The organism is Lysobacter sp. Soil_C_59, from assembly GCF_057656415.1.
Window position 1 is genome coordinate 24379 of record NZ_JBDGKK010000008.1, and the last position, 16933, is coordinate 41311.

Annotated in this window: 12 protein-coding genes; all 12 read right to left on the reverse strand. The window is 66.1% G+C overall.

Annotated features, from left to right (window positions below; all coding sequences use genetic code 11):
• Window positions 1-20 precede the first annotated feature (20 nt).
• The 12 genes from AC3A3Q_RS14445 to AC3A3Q_RS14500 all read right to left on the reverse strand — a co-directional run bounded on the left by AC3A3Q_RS14445 (window position 21) and on the right by AC3A3Q_RS14500 (window position 16665).
• Complete coding sequence (locus tag AC3A3Q_RS14445) at window positions 21-1127, reverse strand: polysaccharide biosynthesis/export family protein (RefSeq protein ID WP_487587045.1); 1107 nt, start codon at window positions 1125-1127, stop codon at window positions 21-23.
• Between the two features lie 201 nt (window positions 1128-1328).
• Window positions 1329-2099: a YdcF family protein gene (locus tag AC3A3Q_RS14450; RefSeq protein ID WP_487586897.1), complete on the reverse strand. Its 771-nt coding sequence runs from the start codon at window positions 2097-2099 to the stop codon at window positions 1329-1331.
• Window positions 2100-2103: 4 nt separating this feature from the next.
• Window positions 2104-3165 carry an EpsG family protein gene (locus AC3A3Q_RS14455; RefSeq protein WP_487586898.1) on the reverse strand — a complete coding sequence of 354 codons (1062 nt, stop codon included), beginning with the start codon at window positions 3163-3165 and terminating at the stop codon, window positions 2104-2106.
• Window positions 3162-4004, reverse strand: coding sequence for a glycosyltransferase family 2 protein (locus AC3A3Q_RS14460; protein WP_487586899.1), 843 nt, complete (start codon window positions 4002-4004; stop codon window positions 3162-3164). Before AC3A3Q_RS14460 ends, AC3A3Q_RS14455 begins: the two co-directional genes overlap by 4 nt.
• Window positions 4001-5230 (reverse strand): polysaccharide pyruvyl transferase family protein, encoded by a 1230-nt coding sequence (locus tag AC3A3Q_RS14465; protein ID WP_487586900.1) that lies wholly within the window; start codon window positions 5228-5230, stop codon window positions 4001-4003. The genes AC3A3Q_RS14460 and AC3A3Q_RS14465 overlap by 4 nt, the downstream gene beginning before the upstream one ends.
• The gene (locus AC3A3Q_RS14470; RefSeq protein WP_487586901.1) at window positions 5227-6531 is read right to left on the reverse strand and encodes a lipopolysaccharide biosynthesis protein; all 1305 of its coding nucleotides are present in this window, start codon (window positions 6529-6531) and stop codon (window positions 5227-5229) included. Before AC3A3Q_RS14470 ends, AC3A3Q_RS14465 begins: the two co-directional genes overlap by 4 nt.
• A complete protein-coding gene (locus AC3A3Q_RS14475; protein ID WP_487586902.1) occupies window positions 6528-7691 on the reverse strand; it encodes a glycosyltransferase family 4 protein in 1164 nt (387 codons plus the stop codon). Before AC3A3Q_RS14475 ends, AC3A3Q_RS14470 begins: the two co-directional genes overlap by 4 nt.
• 249 nt (window positions 7692-7940) lie before the next feature.
• Complete coding sequence (locus AC3A3Q_RS14480) at window positions 7941-9068, reverse strand: right-handed parallel beta-helix repeat-containing protein (RefSeq protein WP_487586903.1); 1128 nt, start codon at window positions 9066-9068, stop codon at window positions 7941-7943.
• Between the two features lie 358 nt (window positions 9069-9426).
• Window positions 9427-10476, reverse strand: a complete 1050-nt coding sequence (locus tag AC3A3Q_RS14485) for a right-handed parallel beta-helix repeat-containing protein (RefSeq protein ID WP_487586904.1) — start codon at window positions 10474-10476, stop codon at window positions 9427-9429.
• 37 nt (window positions 10477-10513) lie between these two features.
• Complete coding sequence (locus tag AC3A3Q_RS14490; RefSeq protein ID WP_487586905.1) at window positions 10514-11947, reverse strand: asparagine synthase-related protein; 1434 nt, start codon at window positions 11945-11947, stop codon at window positions 10514-10516.
• Window positions 11948-11963: 16 nt separating this feature from the next.
• Window positions 11964-14222 (reverse strand): polysaccharide biosynthesis tyrosine autokinase, encoded by a 2259-nt coding sequence (locus tag AC3A3Q_RS14495; RefSeq protein ID WP_487586906.1) that lies wholly within the window; start codon window positions 14220-14222, stop codon window positions 11964-11966.
• A gap of 43 nt (window positions 14223-14265) precedes the next feature.
• Window positions 14266-16665, reverse strand: coding sequence for a UDP-N-acetylglucosamine 2-epimerase (locus AC3A3Q_RS14500; RefSeq protein WP_487586907.1), 2400 nt, complete (start codon window positions 16663-16665; stop codon window positions 14266-14268).
• Window positions 16666-16933 lie beyond the last annotated feature (268 nt).

The window sequence follows — 16933 nt, forward strand, 5'->3', positions numbered from 1 at the left end:
ACGCGTTGTCAGGCCGTGGGTCAGTTGCCCAAATCGTTCCCGGCCGCGGCGGCGTTGGCGATGATGCCCGACAGCGGCAGCAGCTGCGACAGGAAGCGGTTCCAGCGCGTGACACCCGCCGGGCCGACCCAGACCACGTCGCCGGGGCGCAGCGAGAAGCTGTTGCCCAAGGCGAATGCCGCCGGCGACTTGGCGTCGAGGTGGTAGACGGTGGCCGGCGTCTGCGACATCTGTTCGATGCCGCGGATCACATAGACCGCTTCCCCCTTCGACGTGACCGGGTTGAGGCCGCCGGTGCGACCCAGTGCCTGGGTCAGCGACATGTCGGTGGTCTTGAAGGTCAGCGCCTGTGGACGCAGCACTTCGCCCACGACGTAGACTTCCTTGCGATCGTTGAACGGCAGGAACAAGCGGTCGCCAGGCTTGAGAAAAATGTCTGGAGCAACCTTGCCGTCGCGATTGAGCGCGTCGAGGTCGAGCGGGTAATCGCGACCGTCGCGTGTCAACACGAAGCCGGCCAGATCGGCCTGTTCGACATTGATGCGCGCGCGACCGACCGCCTGGGACAGGGTCAGCGGGACGGTGGTCACTTCCTGCGGCGCGGTGTCCTCGAACGCGCCCTGCACGGCGACGCGACTGCCATAGCCGACCACGTTGATGTCGAGCTGGGGATTGCGAAGGTACTGGGCGAGGCGACTGGACAGTGTGCTGCGCAGGTCCTCGATGGTCATGCCGGTGACGTTGATCTTGCCTGCATAGGGATAGAAGAACGTCCCATCGGGTTGCACCAGACGGCCGTTGGTGACGGCCTGCTGCTGGTTGCCGGCGGGGCTGGTCAGCTCGGGGTGGTCCCAGACCGTGACAAGGATGGTGTCACCGGGATGGATCTTGTAGGACTCCGCGCGGTAGTTGAGCAGTTCCTGCGGAAGCTGGACCGCTGCTCGCTGCGGCCTCACGGTTTCGGCGGTGATCGGCACCATGCGCACGTCGCTGCCTCCTGCAACCTGCATGTCGCCCGATGACTGCCGGCTCATCTGCTGGCCGGGCACGCAACCGGCGGAAACAATCACGGCCGAAGCGATGGAGCTGGCTAGCGCGACTCTCTTGATCGTGCTTCTAACAATCATGCTGTTCAAGGACTGGCCCTCATGTCGTTGGCAAGCGCATGGAGAAACAAAGCACGCAACGCGCATACATTGCGAACCACACAATGGGATCCTAATGTCGGCGTCGACGATGACGCGTGATTATGCGAATGCCTGGTGCGGCGGCGTTCAGTGTGTTCAACCGCAACAGAACAGAACGGCGAAAGCGCGGCGCGTTGCGGTTCAGTTCTGTATACGAACCATCAACAAACCGCCCATTTCCTTGAACGCACGCCCACTGCGCCACAGCGCGCTCCGCGATGGGAACCAGCGCTGCTTCCAGGTCACCCGCCGCGCTCGTTCGGGAACCGAGACTGCGATCGCTTCAATCCCTTCACTTCGGAACTGCTCCATCGCGCGCGGCATATGCAGCGAGGACGTCACCAGCAGGACGCTCCTGGCTTCACGTCGCTCGAGGATCTGCGCGGTGTACCTGGCATTGTCCCGCGTGTTGTGGCTGCGCTCTTCCAGCAACAGCGCCGAGGACGGAACGCCGAGGCGCTCGATGGCGGTGGCCATCATCCGCGCTTCGCTGCCGTTGCTGCCTTCGCCGCCGTTCTCGCCGCCGCCCGACAGGATCACGATCGGCGCGCGGTTCGCGAGCCATGCCCGCGCACCTGCTGCCAGCCGGCTGTTCTCGAGATCCTCGGCGCGGACATCCGGGCGGTCGAGCCAGCCGTAGCGCATGCCGCCGCCAAGAACGACGATGGCGTCCGCACGTGGCAGCGATGCCTCCGCGACTGGTGGATAGCGCTGCTCCACGCGGCCGCGCAGCCAGTCCGATGCCATCGGGATGGACCACAGCGCCGACCACGCCATCGCCACGGCGAAGGCCACCAAGGCGCCGCGACGATGACGCAGGAGCAACATTCCCAGTGCCAGGAAGATCAGGCACAGGCTCAGGGCGGGGGGGTAGGTCAGGGCGACGATGAGTTTCTGCAGAGATTGCGACATGCGGTCAGATCACGATCTCGTTGTTGACGTAGTAGTAGAACACCGCGCACGACAGCATCAGGCCAAACCGCAGCAACAGAGGGTGGCGAAACGCGGGAAGACGGCTGTGGCAGATCACCGCGGCCACGATCAGCGACACCGACAGCCATGCCGGCAGCAGGTAGCGGTTGGAGAAGAAGCCCCAGCCAATGGCGAAGAACGGCAGCAGCATGACCAGGTAGATGGCGGTGCTGTCGCGGATCTTCGTCCGGAACTCGGGCTTGACCAGCGGCGACAGCGCGTGAGGAAGCGCATACCAGAAGATCGAGAACACGGCGAAGTCGATGCGCACGCCGGACTTGTAGTGGCTGTTCTCGGTGTAGGTCATCACCAGTTCGTACAGCGCCGGCACGGCGGCCCTGACCATCGCCATCGACACGCCGCTGACGTACAGGATGAAGCCCGCTACTGCGACCAGCCTCTGCGTGCGCGGCCCCAGCAGCAGCACCGGCGCGAACACCAGGTACAGCAGCGAGGACATGTGCAGGCTGCTGGCAATCAGGCCGAACAATGCGAACGCGCCCCAGCGACGCTGCTGGAACGACAGCAGCGCGGTGAACACCAGCAGGGCCGCCAGTCCCTGGCGCACGGCGTTGATCGAGGCGTTGACGAACATCGGCGACACGAACAGCAACATCAGCGACACGCTGAGGAAGGTCAGGTAACCGCGGTCGTCGCCGAGCGCACGGAAGTACTGGCGGGTGGACACCACCACGGTGCCGAGCATCAACGCGAACAGCGCCGTCTGGTAGCCCGTCACGCCCAGGCCCAGCTTCCACAATGCGATGCTCAGGTAGACGAAACCCGGTTCCAGGCGCGTCTCGATCGATTCCCGGCCCAATGCTTCGAAGAAGCCGGCATAGGTGAGCGTGTCGGTGCCAATATCCGGTGAGCGCGTGCCGACCAGCCAGCAACCAAACGCGGCCACGGCTGCAAGCAGCAGCACGCTCAGCACGGTCGCGCCGACCGTGTCGGCCGCGCGGTGCTGGCGAACATGGAAGGTGGTCAGGCCGTCGATCGTGTTCATGATGCGGCACTCTGTGCGCGCCATCGCCGCACCGCTGCAAACAGGCGCTGGCGGCCCTTGCGGACCAGCCCGAATGAGCGGGCAAACAGATGCTCCGGCAGCGTGACCAGTCCCTGGCGCAGCAGTTCCAGGCGCGCCTGGCGGCCTGCACGATGCATCGCGGCGAGATCCTCACTCAGGCCGCCGGCGCCGTAGTTGGCCTTGTGCCAGTAGGCCAGGGTCTGGTCGAGCTTGGCGCAGCGGAATCCGGAGAAGCCGATCTGTCCCCACAGCAGGAAGTCCTCGACCCGGCGGAAGTCCTCGTTGAAACGGAACGGCAGGTCGCGGCGCAGCACCACCGACGCCGTCGGGAACGGATTGCTCAGCAGCAACCGCGCGCGCGGAACGATCGATGTCCGTGCCGAGCGGGGCGATGCGGGCGCGGGTTCGGCACGATCGCGAACCTTCATCGGATGCGCCAGCAGGGCGATTTCAGGATCCTCGCGCAGCGCCTGCATCTGCAGCTCGATCTTGGTCGGTGCCCAGGTATCGTCCGAATCCAGGAAGGCCAAGTATTCCTGGCGGGCGCGCTGCCAGCCGGCATTGCGTGCTCGCGACGGACCGCCGTTGTCGGGCAGGGCGACGACCTCGATCCAGCCGCGCGGGTGGCTGGCGGAAAGGAAGTGCAGCAGCTCGAGCGTCCCGTCATTGCTGAAGTCGTCCACCAGCAGCACCTGCGCCGGTGCGACCGTCTGCGCGGCGATCGAAGCCACCGCCTCGGCGATGGTGTCCCCGCAGCGATAACAGGGCACGATCACGCAGATGGGCGCGACGGAGGGAGAGGCGACTTCGCGGTTCATGACACCGTCCCGTTGATGGACGGAGCGCTTCCCGAGCGAAGGTCATCCCTTCGATCCGGCCGCGCCCGTTGATTGCTTGACCAAGGTGCACATTGGAATATGTCCTGGGCCTCCTGCGCGTATACGGATGGTGAAAGCGCCGGTTGCGCATCGGGATCGTTCAGCATCGTCGTGATCGCGGTGGCGATTTCGTCACTGCCTTGCGGGCCGCTGACACGCAGTTGCTGCGGAAGGCCGATGTCGTCGGCGAAATCCCGGCACTTCGGGTGGTAGTCGATGATCGTGAACGGCACGCCGCAAAGGTAGGCAACAATCGCGCCATGAAGGCGCGCACTGATGAACGCGTCGCAACGGCAGATGTCGCGGACGATGGCGAGCGGGTCATCGCCTCGGTACAGCCGCAGATCCGCATCGATGCCACGCGCGCGCAGCCGCGACTGGATGTCTTCGGCGAGCGCCTGGTCGCCATGGTGAGGATGGCCGTTGAGGCTGAAAACCTCGACCTGCAGCGGAGAGCGGAGCGCAATGGTCGCGAGTGCCTCGATCATGGCGTCCTGCCATGCGTCCATCGTCGGGGCAGGGTGGTCGGGGCGCGGGCTGTAACGGCAGGGTGCAATACCAATGTGCAGCGGTCCGCCGTGGTCGGCGCGCATGCCGACGCGGGCCGAACGGGTCGGGACCAGCAGCGACAGCAGCCCGGCCAGGTCGCGGCCGTGATGGGTCACGCGGTCGAGCCCAAGGTCGAGTGCAAGCTCGTAGGAGCGACGGTCGCGCACCGAGAGGTATGAGAAGTGGCTGGCGTACTCGGCCACGATCGCCTCGTCGGCGCGATCGGCGAAAGGACCTATGGAAACGCCCACCGCCGCGAGCTGCAGTCCACGGCGCCGATTGGCCCAGAGCATCAAAGGTTTGCGGAACGACTCGCGCGCAGTGATGACCGAGCCGCCGCCCATTACCAGCACGTCGTTGCCGTGCACGCCGCGGACGAAGCTAAGCAGCCTGCTGCACTTGCCAGCCGCGCTCGTGGCGCCGTAGAGGTCGAGCGGGAAGCGTCGCGGCCAGGTGCTGCCCCCTTCCAGGTCCACCAGCGTGGGCCCGACCAGGGTCGGTTCCGCGTTCCAGTACAGTCGCGAGGCGGTGCTGCACAGGACGCCGAACAGATCGTCGCCGAAGTTGCGCATGCCGTAGTAGCCGGTAAACCCGACCCGAAGCGCGTCCGTCGTCATGCGCCGGCCTCCGGCCGCTTGATCCGTCGCACGCCCAGGAACATCAGCAACAGCAGCGTGGCTTCGGCCACGACAGTGGCCCAGGCCGCGCCGACCGCGCCAAGGCGCGGGATCATCAGGCAGGTCAGGGCTACAGCGACGACAGTCGCCGCCAGCATTGCCAGCACGCGGTAGCGCATGTGGCTTTCGGTGAGCAGTGCCGAGCCGACCGAGGTCGAGAGGAACCGGATCGGCGCGCAGATCGCAAGAATGCCCAGCAGCACCGCGACATCGCCATAGGCCGGGCCAAACGCGAGCGGCACCAGCAGTGGCGACAGTAGCCACAGCGCCAGGCCGGTGACCAGGCCCATGGCCAGCATCGCCAGGTTGCCCAGCCGGTAGACGCGCCAGAACTGCGGCTTGTCGTGCACGGCCCAGCGGTGCAGCCGCGACAGCAGGAACTTCTGGTAGACCGTCGCGGGGAACAGGTACAGCGCCGACATGACCGCCAGGGCGACACCGTAATGGCCGGCCTGCGCGTTGCCATCGAGGTACTTCAGCAGCACCGTGCTGACCTGGAAGAACACCGGGTACAGCGCCGCGGCGACGCCGTAGGCCCAGGCCTGCGACCACAGTTGCCATGCGCCAGGTGTGGCCATGGATGTCGCCGACGCCTGGCGCGGCCCGTGGCCGGTGAGTTTCATCTCGCCACGCTTCATCGCCGCCAGTTGCGGCATCGCCGTCGCTGCGATCAGCAACGCCACCAGGCCGTAGCCGAGCGCGACCTCGCGCGCGTCGATGCCGGCGATGCCGACCGCCAGCAATGCGACTGCCAGGCGGCCGGACGGCATCAGCAGTTGCCAGCCGGCAAGGGCGCGGTGGCGCTCCTCAAGGCGCAGCTTGCTGCCGACCAGGTCCACCGCGAACACGCCGATGATGACCGGCGCGAGCAGCAGCAGGGCCGTGCGCGTATCCGCGTCGACCGGATTGCCCCACAACGCCCATGCCACCACGCCGGCGATGGCCAGGGCCGTGGTGACCATGGAGAAACGCAGGGCCGGACGAAGCCAGCGATCCGCGGCCCAGCCTTCGCTGCCATAGGCCTTGAGGCGGAACTGCGAGAGTCCGAATCCCGCCAGCGGCGCGATCATCGTCACCGTCGCCAGCGATGACGCAAACAGACCGTACTCGGCCGGGCCAAGGCGCCGCGCAAGCACGACCTGGGCGAGGAACACCATCACCGCGCCGGCCAGCGTCGCCAGCCAGAGCAGGGAAATCGCCATTGCGGCCGGGCGCCAGCCGTGCGCGACCATTGTCTTCATCCCGTTACGGTGGCGCGCGCCTGCAGCGGCACGGTAAGCAGTTCCTCGTACACATCGAGCGTGCGCCGGATGACCAGGCGCTCGTCGAAGTGGCGCAAAGCGCGCTCGCGGGCGCTGGCACCCAGCGCGGCGAGCAAGGTGCGGTCGTCATCGAGCCGCGCCAGAAGGTTGGCCAGGGCGGCCGCATCACGCGCAGGCACTCGCAATCCATCCTCGCCATCGCGGGTGACGACCTCGCGGCAACCCGGCAGGTCGGTGGTGATCAGCGCGAGTCCGGCAGCGGCGCCTTCGATCAGGCAACGCGGCACGCCTTCGCGGTAGTAGCTCGGCAGGGCCATCACGTCCACGGAGGAGAGCAGTCCCGGCATGTCCTCGACATGGCCCAGCCACTTCAGAAGGCCCTGGTCATGCCAGGCCTGCGCTTCTTCACGCGTGATCGAACTGGGGTTGCCGGGATCGGGCGTGCCGGCGAGCAGGAACTCGATCCTGCGCCCTTGCTCCCGCAGCAGCCTGGATGCCTCGGCGAACTCGGCCACACCCTTCTCGCGCAACAGGCGCGCGGCCAGAAGCACGCGCAGCGGCTGCGTGGCGTCGGCGCGAGGGCAGGGCTGGAAGCGCTCGGTATCGACGCCGGAGCTCCTGATCAAACGGATCTTGCTGCCGGGAACCAGGCGCGCGTCGGTAAGCGCCTGGGCATCGTCGGGGTTCTGCAGGATCACGCGCGAATGGCCATGGCCGAGCGTTGCCCGCATCAGCATGCTGACCACAGGCCGCAGCATGCGCGCCTTGGCACTTTCGCTGGCGAACACATAACCCATGCCGGCCACTGCGTTGACCACCGCCGGGACGCGCGCGACACGTGCGGCAAGAGCGCCATAGACCGCGCACTTGACCGTGAAGTTGTGCAGCAGGTCGGGCTTGTGCGCGCGCAACACCGTCACCAGCTCGCGCAGCGTGTGCATCTCGCGAAGGGGATTCAGGCTGGCCCGGTCCATGGACAGCTGGCACCAGGGGATCCCATGCTGATCGAATCGTTCGCCGAACTCGCCTGGCGGCGAGACCATCACGACATCGGCACCGTGCGCCTTGAGCTGCAGCGCGGTCGACAATCGGAAGTTGTACAGATACCAGTCGGTGTTGGCGAAGAAGACGATACGCATCGGCAAGCGGAGCGCCGTACATCGCAGTGCATTCTTTGTTCGCGATGCAGCGGGCACTGTTCGATAGGGGGATCTGGAGTGTATCGATGCCCCCTTACCAGGCCGTAAACGATGCAATCACTTTCCACATCGCCGCATGAACGAAACCGGGGCGGCGCATGCAAAAAGTGGCAGAACAGGGTCCATTTTTGCCTGAAAAAAGGAACGGCCGACATTGTCGGCCGTTCCATGACGAACATTTCGGCTCGGTTACTTGGCGTACTGGTTCGTTGTCACGCGCAGGTCGACGCAGTCTGTGGTGGCCTGGATGTGGGCGCCGTTGCCGTTGTTTCCGCCGACCAGGCCGGTCACCGACACCAGCGGGTTGGTCGCGGTGTTCACGCCGTGCATGCGGGTGTGGTTGTTGCGGAAGGTATTGCCGCTGACCTGGTAGGACTTGGTGGCTGAACGCAGCATCACGCCCATCAGATAGTTGTGCTGGAACTTGTTCTGGGCGATGTATCCGCTCACCGGAGCGATCGTCAGGATGCCGTAACCGCCGTTGTACTCGATGGTGCAGTTCTTGATGGTGACACCCGTGACGCGCTTGTAGACCTGGATGCCGTTGCCCTGGTTCTTGCGGACCAGGCAGTTCTCGATGTGCACGGTGGTGGTGGTGCCCGCATCGTCGGCATCGGGTTCGATGTCGATGCCGCAACCCGGTGCGACGCCGCTGTTGTTGCTGAACTCCGAGTCGTAGACCTTGATCTCGCTGGAGCGGCCGATCGACAGGCCCTGGCGGCGGTTGCCCGTGGACACGACATTGGCGATGACCACGCCCTGCGAGGGAATGGTCGGCTTGCCGGTGACCATTGCGCCGCCGATGGAGATGCCATCGCCCCAGCACTTGGACAGGTGGATGTCGCGGATGGTGACGCGCGAGGAGCCGCGGACCATGATCGCGTGGCCCCATTCGCCGGTCGTGCCCAGATGGTTTTCGCGGTCACCGATGATCTGGCCGCCCGAGATCTCGACGTCACTGACCTTGTAGACCATGACCACATAGGCGCGTTCGGCGCTGTTGCGCTTGGCCGCCAGGATGGCGCCGTCGGCGAGCTGCAGGTGCATGCGGCTGCGCAGGCGCAGGTTGCGGGTCGGATCGATGACGTAAGTGCCGGCCGGGATCAGGATCGTGCCACCGTCGGACGGAAGCGCATCGATCGCCGCCTGGATGGCGGTGGTGTCGTCATGGATGCCGTCGCCGTAGGCGCCGCGATTGCGGACGTTGAGCACGGCCGAGCCACGGGCGCGCACGGGCGGGCTGTAGGCGGCGGTTGCGTCGGTGCCGGTAGCCGCCAGCGCCCGCGACATGCCGGTGGCGGTCAATACGCCTGGCACTGCGGCAAAGAAGGAGCGGCGGAGGAATTCTCGACGGCCATTGTGGCCAAGGTCGGTGGAGGAGCGCGCAGCGCGCTTTAGTCTTCTGTCGTTCACGTAGTTGGGGTTCCTGGGCCAGCCCCTGTCCGGCCTTTATTCGATGAGTGGCCGGCGATGGATCTGCCGATTCGTCACGTCACGATCATTTTCGTGACTTGCGCGAATCTAGCGCAGCGATGCTTAACTGCAGTTGCCGATTGCCGTAACTGTGCGCGGGCGCAAGGAAATTGGCCCAGCTCGTTCATGTTGATCCGCATTCAACTTCATGACTGCGGATTCATTCATGTACCTGTCGCGGCGAATGCGCGAGAACGGGCGATCAGTTGCTGTAGCGATTGTCGTCGCCAACCTGAATCGATTGCGTCTTTTCCGCGATCGACACATGCCTGTTGCGCGCGAGCGGCTTCTTCGCCTTGGCGCTGTACGCGGGGCCATTGTGCGCGAACTCGTTGTCGTTGACGCTGACGTTGCGCGTGCCCGGGCGCAGTCCGATGCCACCCAGCCCGTTCTGCCGGATCTGGTTGCCGGTGATGACGCAATCCTCGGCCGCTACCGCCAGCACGCCATGGCCACGGTTGGCCTCGATCGTGCAGTCGCGGATCGTGACGTTGGACGCGCGCTTGAACAGCTGGATGCCGGCGCCCCGGTTCCTCAACACCTGGCAATTGGCGATGACCACGTCGCTGGCGATGTCGCCGGCATCAGGTTCCACGTCGATGCCGCAGCCGGGCAGCGTGCCGCCGGTGTCGGTGAAGCTCGAGTCGTACACGCGGACCTGGCGCGAGCGCCCGATGGTCAGGCCCTGGCGCCGGTTGCCGACACATTGCACGCGGGCGATCACGACGTCGCGGCTGGGCACCACGGCGCCGTCGAGCTTGGAACCGCCGATCGAGATGCCGTCGCCCCAACAATGCGAAACGTGCAGGTCGTGCACCGTCACCTTCGACGCGCCGCGGATCATGATGCCGTGACCCCATTCGCCGGTGCTGCCCAGGTGCGAATCGCGCTCGCCGATGATGCGGCCGCCGGAGATCTCGACATCGCTGACGCCTTGAACGTTCAGCACGTAGGCACGCTCGACGGCATTGGCCCTGGCGATGAGGCGCGCGCCCGCGGCCAGTTGCAGGTGCATCCGGTTTCGCAGGCGCACGCTGCGTACCGGATCGATCAGGTAGTCGCCTGCGGGTACCTGCACGGTGCCGCCACTGGCCGGGAGCGCGTCGATGGCGGACTGGAACGCGTCCGTGTCGTCGTGCGTGCCGTTGCCGAGGGCGCCATGGGCGCGCACGTCGACACGTGCCGGGCCACGTGCGCGGACCGTTGCATCCGCCGCCAGGCTCGCCAGCGGCACCGCCAGCAGCGTCAGCATGCAATTTCGCAGCAGTCTCCGTCGCGCAGGATCCACGTCAGTGCGCTGCTGCATGCCCGTCCGCCGTGGCATCCAGTGCCGCCTTCCGCCTCGATTCCAGCCACGGCAGCACGATGGCCAGCAGGTAGAACTTGGAGGCGTGGTACTTGTTGTCGAGGCGCTTGCGGTTGCGGTCCAGCCAGATTCCGGCGCCCGGCAGGATGTCGCGGGCTCGCTGGGCGAACTCGTACACATGCTCGAAGCGCTGCTGCGCCAGGCCGCGAAGGTCGAAACGGAAACTGCCCTTGCTCTGCACGTACGGGAGGTCGCCGAAGCGGGTGGCGATGTGCTGCCGGATCAGCAGCTTGTTCATCTGGGTCTTCGGATCGACCTTCTCGTAGCGCGGAACCTCGCGATGGATCCACTCGCGCAGGGTGAGGTCACAGAACGGGTAAGCCGCCTGCAGCGACAGTGCGCTGGCGGTGTACAGGCCCTTGGCGAAGGCGCCGGCCGAGCCCGCGATCGAGGTCGACATGTCGCGCCATTCGGCCGGGCTCGTCGCCGATCCGATTTCGTCGAGGAACAGGTCCAGGCGCTGTCGCGACTGCCGTGCGATGTCGCGGCCAAACAGTTCGTCGACTTCCTCGTCGCTGAAGCGCGATCCCGGGAACACCCGCTCGATCGGGTTCATCTGCAAGGTGCTGAGCAGGTAGCAAAGGCGGAAGCTGCGGTCCACCAGTGGCAGTTCGGCCACCCGTGGCGACAGGTTCAGGTCGCGGGCGAGCCGGGCCAGGATGTGCTGGCGACGGCTCATCGGGGTGCCGAAGTAGCTGTCGGCGCCGAGCCCGTCGATGACGCCGTCGCCTCCCTTCGCGGCCACTTCGGTGCCCAGGTCGACGCACGAGAGCAGGGCGAAGTCCGCCGTGAGTAACGGCATGCGGTCGACCACCGCCAGGTAGCGGTCGTAGGCACGCCCCGGATCGCACACCAGCGACTCGTGGCGCAGGCCAAGCGTGCGCGCGACCTTCGCCGCCGAATCGACTTCGTTCTCCTCGCTACCGCCCAGGTAGGTGATGCAGGTGGTGTCGGGGCGGGCCTCGGCGATGGCGATGGCCAGTGTCGTCGAATCCTTGCCTCCGCTTTGCAACAGCCACGGCGCATGCATGCCGGCGCAGCTGCGCTGGACCGCATCGCACAGCAGGCGGTGGTAGCCGCCCACCCAGTCCTGGTGCGAACTTGGTTCCTCGGGGACCTCGCCGGCATTGCGGAACTTGAAGCGGAATTCCGGCGCCTGATGCATGTCGTCGCGCGGGCAGAAGCCGAATGTCACCAGCCGCACCCCCTGCAGGATGGAGAACGGCGGATAGACGAAGGCGTTGCGCAGCAGGTCGGCGACCGACACCAGGTCGACCGGCGGCGAGGCTGCCGGCGAAGCCAGCGGCGAGAAATCGGGCGTGCCGTAGTAGGGCGACATGGTGATCTGCGTACTCATCTGATTGCTCATCAGGTCACCTCGCCGCCGTCGGGTTGCGCAACGGCTGGTAGTCGTAATAGCTGTACGTGTACTGGCCGGAGCCGCTCTTCTGGACCGCGTTGAAGATTGCGCCGCGGACATCGACGCCGTTCTGCTCCAGTCGCTGCTTGGCCATCGCGATCTCGCGCTGCTGGTTGTGGCCCCAGCGCACGACCATCAGGCAGGTGCCGACGTGGTGGCCGATCAGGGCCGCGTCGGTCACCGCCAGCACCGGCGGCGTATCGATGATGACCACGTCGTAGAGGGCGGCCAGCTCCTCGAGCATGGAACTGAAGCGTGGATGCATCAGCAGTTCCGACGGATTGGGCGGCACGGCGCCGCGCGAGATGAAGGTCATGTTGTCGGTGCCAGGCACCTTGCGCAGCGCCTGTTCCAGGTCGATCTGGCCGGAGATCAGTTCCGACAGGCCGCCTTCCGAACGCACGCCGATGGCGTGGTGCAGGGCGCCGCGGCGCATGTCGGCGTCGATCAGCAGCACTGTCTGCCCGGCCTGGGCGATGGTCACGGCCAGGTTCGCGCAGACGAAGGTCTTGCCGACGCCCGGGCTCGGCGCGGTGATCATCAGCATGTTGTTCTTCATCTCCAGCCGGGCGAAGTGCAGGCTGGTGCGCAGCGTGCGCAACGCCTCCATCGCCAGGTCGGTCGGCGAGCGCAGCGCCAGCAGGCGCTGGCCGTCGCGACGGAAGCGGCGCGGGCGGTTGGCGATCTGGTGGCCCTTGGCGCTGAAGGGAATCGAGGCGTACACCGGCAGGCCGAGCAGTTCGATATCGACCGGATCCTCGACGCCGCGCTTGAACATCTGGCGCAGCAGCACGAAGGCGATCATGAACATCGCGCCGAGCAGGGTGCCGCCGGCGACGACCAGCAGCGGCTTCGGCCACGCCGGGCTGTCCATGTTGACGTCGGCCGAATCGATCACGCGGGCGTTGCCGACCGCACTGGCGCGGGCGATGTTGAGCTGCTGGGCCTGGTCGAGGAGGTTGGCGTAGGTCTGGTTGGTCACTTCGACGTCGCGGTTCAGGCGGAACAGGCCCTGCTGCGTGTCGGGCAGTTGGCTCAGGCGCGACAGCAGCCTGGCCTTCTCGGACTGGAACTGGCCGATCTGGCGCTGCAGCGATTCATAGACCGGGTGCGCCGTGGTGAAACGGCTGGCGATGTCGGCGCGCTGCACCAGCAACTGCTGGATGCTGGCATCCAGGGCGATGCTCTGGTCGAGCAGGGCCTTGTTCTGGACCGCGACATCGAGCGTGCCGGTGCGGCTCTGGAAGTCGTTGAGCGCAGCCTGCGCGTCAGCCAGTTCGCGGCGCACGTTGGGTAGCTGCTCGGTGACGAACTGCAGTCGCTTGGCCGCTTCGGCGGAGTTGCGCGCGACGTTCTGGCGTGAATAGGCCTGCGTGATTTCCTCGAGCACCTGCTTGGCGCGGACCGGATCGGAGTTGGAGTAGGTCAGGGCGATCACGCCGGAGTTGCGGCCCTGCTCGGTGACGGTGATCTTGCTCTTGAGGTCGGCCATGATCGCCATAGGGTTAAGGCGTTTGACCTCGAAGCGCGTGTCGGGATTGGCCGCGATCGCCTTGACGTCGATGGTCACGCCGCCGCCGCTGACCGGGCCTTGTCCGGCGCGGCCCTGCAAGAGGGTCTTGCCATCGGGATCGAGCAACGCGAAGCGACCGCGATCGCCCGCTATGAGATGCAGCGGCATGTCGATCATGGTGTCGGGCAGGTCAAGACGGCCCAGCGTGAGCTTCTCGCCACCCCAGCCGTACTGGTCCAGGCCGAACAGCGGCGGCGACACAGAGTCGGGCTGCATCAGCTGCTGCGCGCGGGCCGCAAGGTCACCAATCACGGGCAGGCGCACGGGCTTGGCCGAAAGGTCCAGGTCCAGGCGCGTCATCGCCTCGCCCAGCACGCGCCGGGACGTCAGCAACTGCGACTCGGTCGCGGCCGGCGCATCGATCGACGGCGGCGCCTGTGGCGCGTTGCCGGCGTTCAGGCCCGGAACGGTCGGCGGGCGGCTCTCGACCTGGACCACCGCGTTGGCCTCGTACTGCGGTGTCGCCAGCAGCACGTAGATCGCACTGATGGCGAAGAACAGCATGGTGCCGAACAGGATCGACCACTTGTGGTCGTTGAGCGTGGTCACCAGGGTCGGGATGTCGATGTCGTCTTCCCGCATCGTGGTGGCAGGCACCGGATGGACGCTTTCCGCCCTGGTTATCAGATGGGTAGCCATGTGTCGTCACCATTTCGGAGGAAGGGGGTGTCCATGCCGGGCATCACGATGCCTCCCAGGCATTGCCCATGCCGGCGTGGTTTGGCGAACCTGCGTCCCGCGACAGGGTTCTTGTAATGGAAGCTGCAGGACGCAGGACCGCCAAGGCATCGGCGATGCGCAGGCACGCATCGCCTTCGTCGAGTCCACCGGCGTTGATCTCCGGCGGAGTGAGAGGTTGCTCGCGGTCGAGCAGGTGGAGCAGGTTGTTGCAGATCGAGGTCGGATCGGTGCCGAGCAGGTGGACGCGACCGTTGCCCTGGAGATCGCGATCGGTCTGCAGCGCCAGCAGCGGTACCGCCATCGCCATGGCCTCGACCTCGATGTCGCGGTGGACGAAAGCCAGGTGCGCGCGCTCCAGCAGGTACACCGAAGCCAGGTAGTCGGGCTGGTCGATCCAGTGGAAGTTCGGCGGCGGCGGCGTCGTTCCGCCCCATGCGCACGATTCGGCGCATGCGACGTCGATGTCCGGTCGTTCGGTCGCCACTTCCTGAAGGGCCTGCGCCACGCGTCCGACGTGCTCGCGGGCGACGCCGTCGCACAGCATCAGCAGCAGCGGATGGCCGCGCCGCAGGAAGGCGTAGCGCTGTCGAAGGTCGGTGCGGCAATCGGCATCCCATCGCAGGTGGGACAGCGCCGCGCGAAGGGTGTCGATGGCGGTGTTGCCAGTGACCAGAACACGCTCGGCCGGCACGCCTTCGGCGACCAGCTGTCGTCCAGTGGTCGTGCTTGGCGCCACGTGCAAGGCCGCAAGTGACCGGGCAATGCGCCGACCCGGATCGTCACCGGCGGCCTGCAACCCAGCCAGCCCGCTGTCGATGCACACCACCGGCACGTTGCGGTAATGCGCGGCCAGCGTCGCCGCCAGCGTCGCCGCGGTATCGCCGGGTACCAGCACCAGGTCGGGCTGGAACTCGCTCATGATGCGCTGCATGCTGCCCAGGGCGTTCGACGTCGTCTCAGCGGGATCCTCGCCATGGGGAACGTCGAGCTCGACGTCGGCGACCAGGTCGAACAGGCCCAGCACCTGGTTGGCATTGTTCTCGGGTACCGCGGTCACGCACACCGTCGAATCGAACCGGTCGTCGCGCGCCAGTTGCTGCGCAATCGGCGCGATATGGACGGCATCGGGCGAATCGGCAAGCACACAAAGTGTCTTGACCGGTACGGGATCCCGATCGGCCGCGTCCGCCTGCGCGGCATCGGGGATGGCGGTGCCGCGATCGCCCAGCAGGTCATCGCTGCTACTGGCGAACGCGTGATCGACCTCGTCAAAACGCGCAAGCTCGGTGACGAACATGGGCTCGTGATCGTTGCCGCCGAAGGCCATCACCAGTCCGACGCCATTGCCGGGGAGCGGCGATGGCCACACGCCGCGGACCTTGGCCAGCAGCATGGGCGTGCCCCAGACGTGCGCGGCGAGGACCGCGAAGAACGCCACCAGGCTCACGGGTTCCGGCAGGTTGCGTAGTGCATAGCCGACTAGCACCAGCAGGCCGCTCATCCCAAGCATCGCCAGCAGCGCTGCGCGCGGCTTCAGCCCGGCATCGAGCAGCAGGTGGTGCAGGTGCTGGCGATCGGCTCGGAACGGCGAGCGGCCCATGCGCATGCGCCGGTACATGACCGCGGCGGTATCCATCACCGGCAAGGCCACGCACCACAGCACGTCCACCGGCGCCAGCCGCTCGATGCGCTCGTGGCTCATGTAGATCAGGCTCCAGGCCAACAGGAACCCGATCAGGGTGCTGCCGGCGTCGCCCATGAAGATCTTGCGGCCGTCGGGCCAGCCCAGGTTGACGAACAGATAGGGGATCAGCGCGAAGAACAGCACCTGCAGCAGGAACACCACGCCCGGCATGGACCACGGGCTGTCGTCGAACAGCATGATCGCGCCGATGCTCACCATCGCCACCGTCGCGGCCAGGCCATCGATGCCGTCGAGCATGTTGAACGCGTTGATCAGCCCGATCACGGCAATGATCGTGAACGGGATCCCGAGTATCCCGAGGCCGAGCCGGCCATCGCCGAACAACATCCCCAGGTCGTGGACGTAGTAGCCGGACATGGCGATCACCAGTCCGGTCGCGCCGGCTTCCACCAGCAAGCGCGCACGCACGCTCAGGTCGCTGGCATCGTCGAGCGCGCCGGCGACGACGATCAGCGCGGACGCCGCCATCAGGCTGGTCACGAAACCGTCGAAGTAGCCCAGGTAGCTCAGGCCCACCAGGGTGCCGATGAAGAAGCACAGACCGCCGATGAGGGGGATGTGGCCACGGTGGTGCTTGCGCCCATTGGGCTTGTCCACAAGCCCCATCCGGCGCGCCCAGGGGCGCATGGAGAAGATCGCGAAGAGGGTGACGGCCAGTGCGATGGCGCTGGCTGCAACTAACTTTGGATCCTTCATGCACGCACCTCGGGTTGGGCCTCGGGGTGTTGATTCCGTGTGCATGCGCACCCACAACAACCACATCGCTCTGGCGCGGAAATCTTCGTGCGTGGGAGCGTCCTATGCCGATCCGCCGCGCCAGTACCGGGTCGAATCTAGGTGCGCGTTGTTGACGGAGAGATGAAAGAAAGCCGATTTACCAAAACGAATCTTCAGGTTCGCTTTGCGAAGATTCAGTTGGATGAATGGTTCACTTGATCTCGACAACGATGAAGCGCGTTATCTC

Bases quoted from the DNA above. Each gene is read 5' to 3' on its own strand.
- AC3A3Q_RS14455 (WP_487586898.1), bottom strand. From the start codon at position 3,165: ATGAACACGATCGACGGCCTGACCACCTTCCATGTTCGCCAGCACCGC.
- AC3A3Q_RS14495 (WP_487586906.1), bottom strand. From the start codon at position 14,222: ATGGCTACCCATCTGATAACCAGGGCGGAAAGCGTCCATCCGGTGCCT.
- AC3A3Q_RS14445 (WP_487587045.1), bottom strand. From the start codon at position 1,127: ATGATTGTTAGAAGCACGATCAAGAGAGTCGCGCTAGCCAGCTCCATC.
- AC3A3Q_RS14450 (WP_487586897.1), bottom strand. From the start codon at position 2,099: ATGTCGCAATCTCTGCAGAAACTCATCGTCGCCCTGACCTACCCCCCC.
- AC3A3Q_RS14465 (WP_487586900.1), bottom strand. From the start codon at position 5,230: ATGACGACGGACGCGCTTCGGGTCGGGTTTACCGGCTACTACGGCATG.
- AC3A3Q_RS14485 (WP_487586904.1), bottom strand. From the start codon at position 10,476: ATGCTGACGCTGCTGGCGGTGCCGCTGGCGAGCCTGGCGGCGGATGCA.
- AC3A3Q_RS14490 (WP_487586905.1), bottom strand. From the start codon at position 11,947: ATGAGTACGCAGATCACCATGTCGCCCTACTACGGCACGCCCGATTTC.
- AC3A3Q_RS14470 (WP_487586901.1), bottom strand. From the start codon at position 6,531: ATGAAGACAATGGTCGCGCACGGCTGGCGCCCGGCCGCAATGGCGATT.
- AC3A3Q_RS14500 (WP_487586907.1), bottom strand. From the start codon at position 16,665: ATGAAGGATCCAAAGTTAGTTGCAGCCAGCGCCATCGCACTGGCCGTC.
- AC3A3Q_RS14475 (WP_487586902.1), bottom strand. From the start codon at position 7,691: ATGCGTATCGTCTTCTTCGCCAACACCGACTGGTATCTGTACAACTTC.
- AC3A3Q_RS14460 (WP_487586899.1), bottom strand. From the start codon at position 4,004: ATGAACCGCGAAGTCGCCTCTCCCTCCGTCGCGCCCATCTGCGTGATC.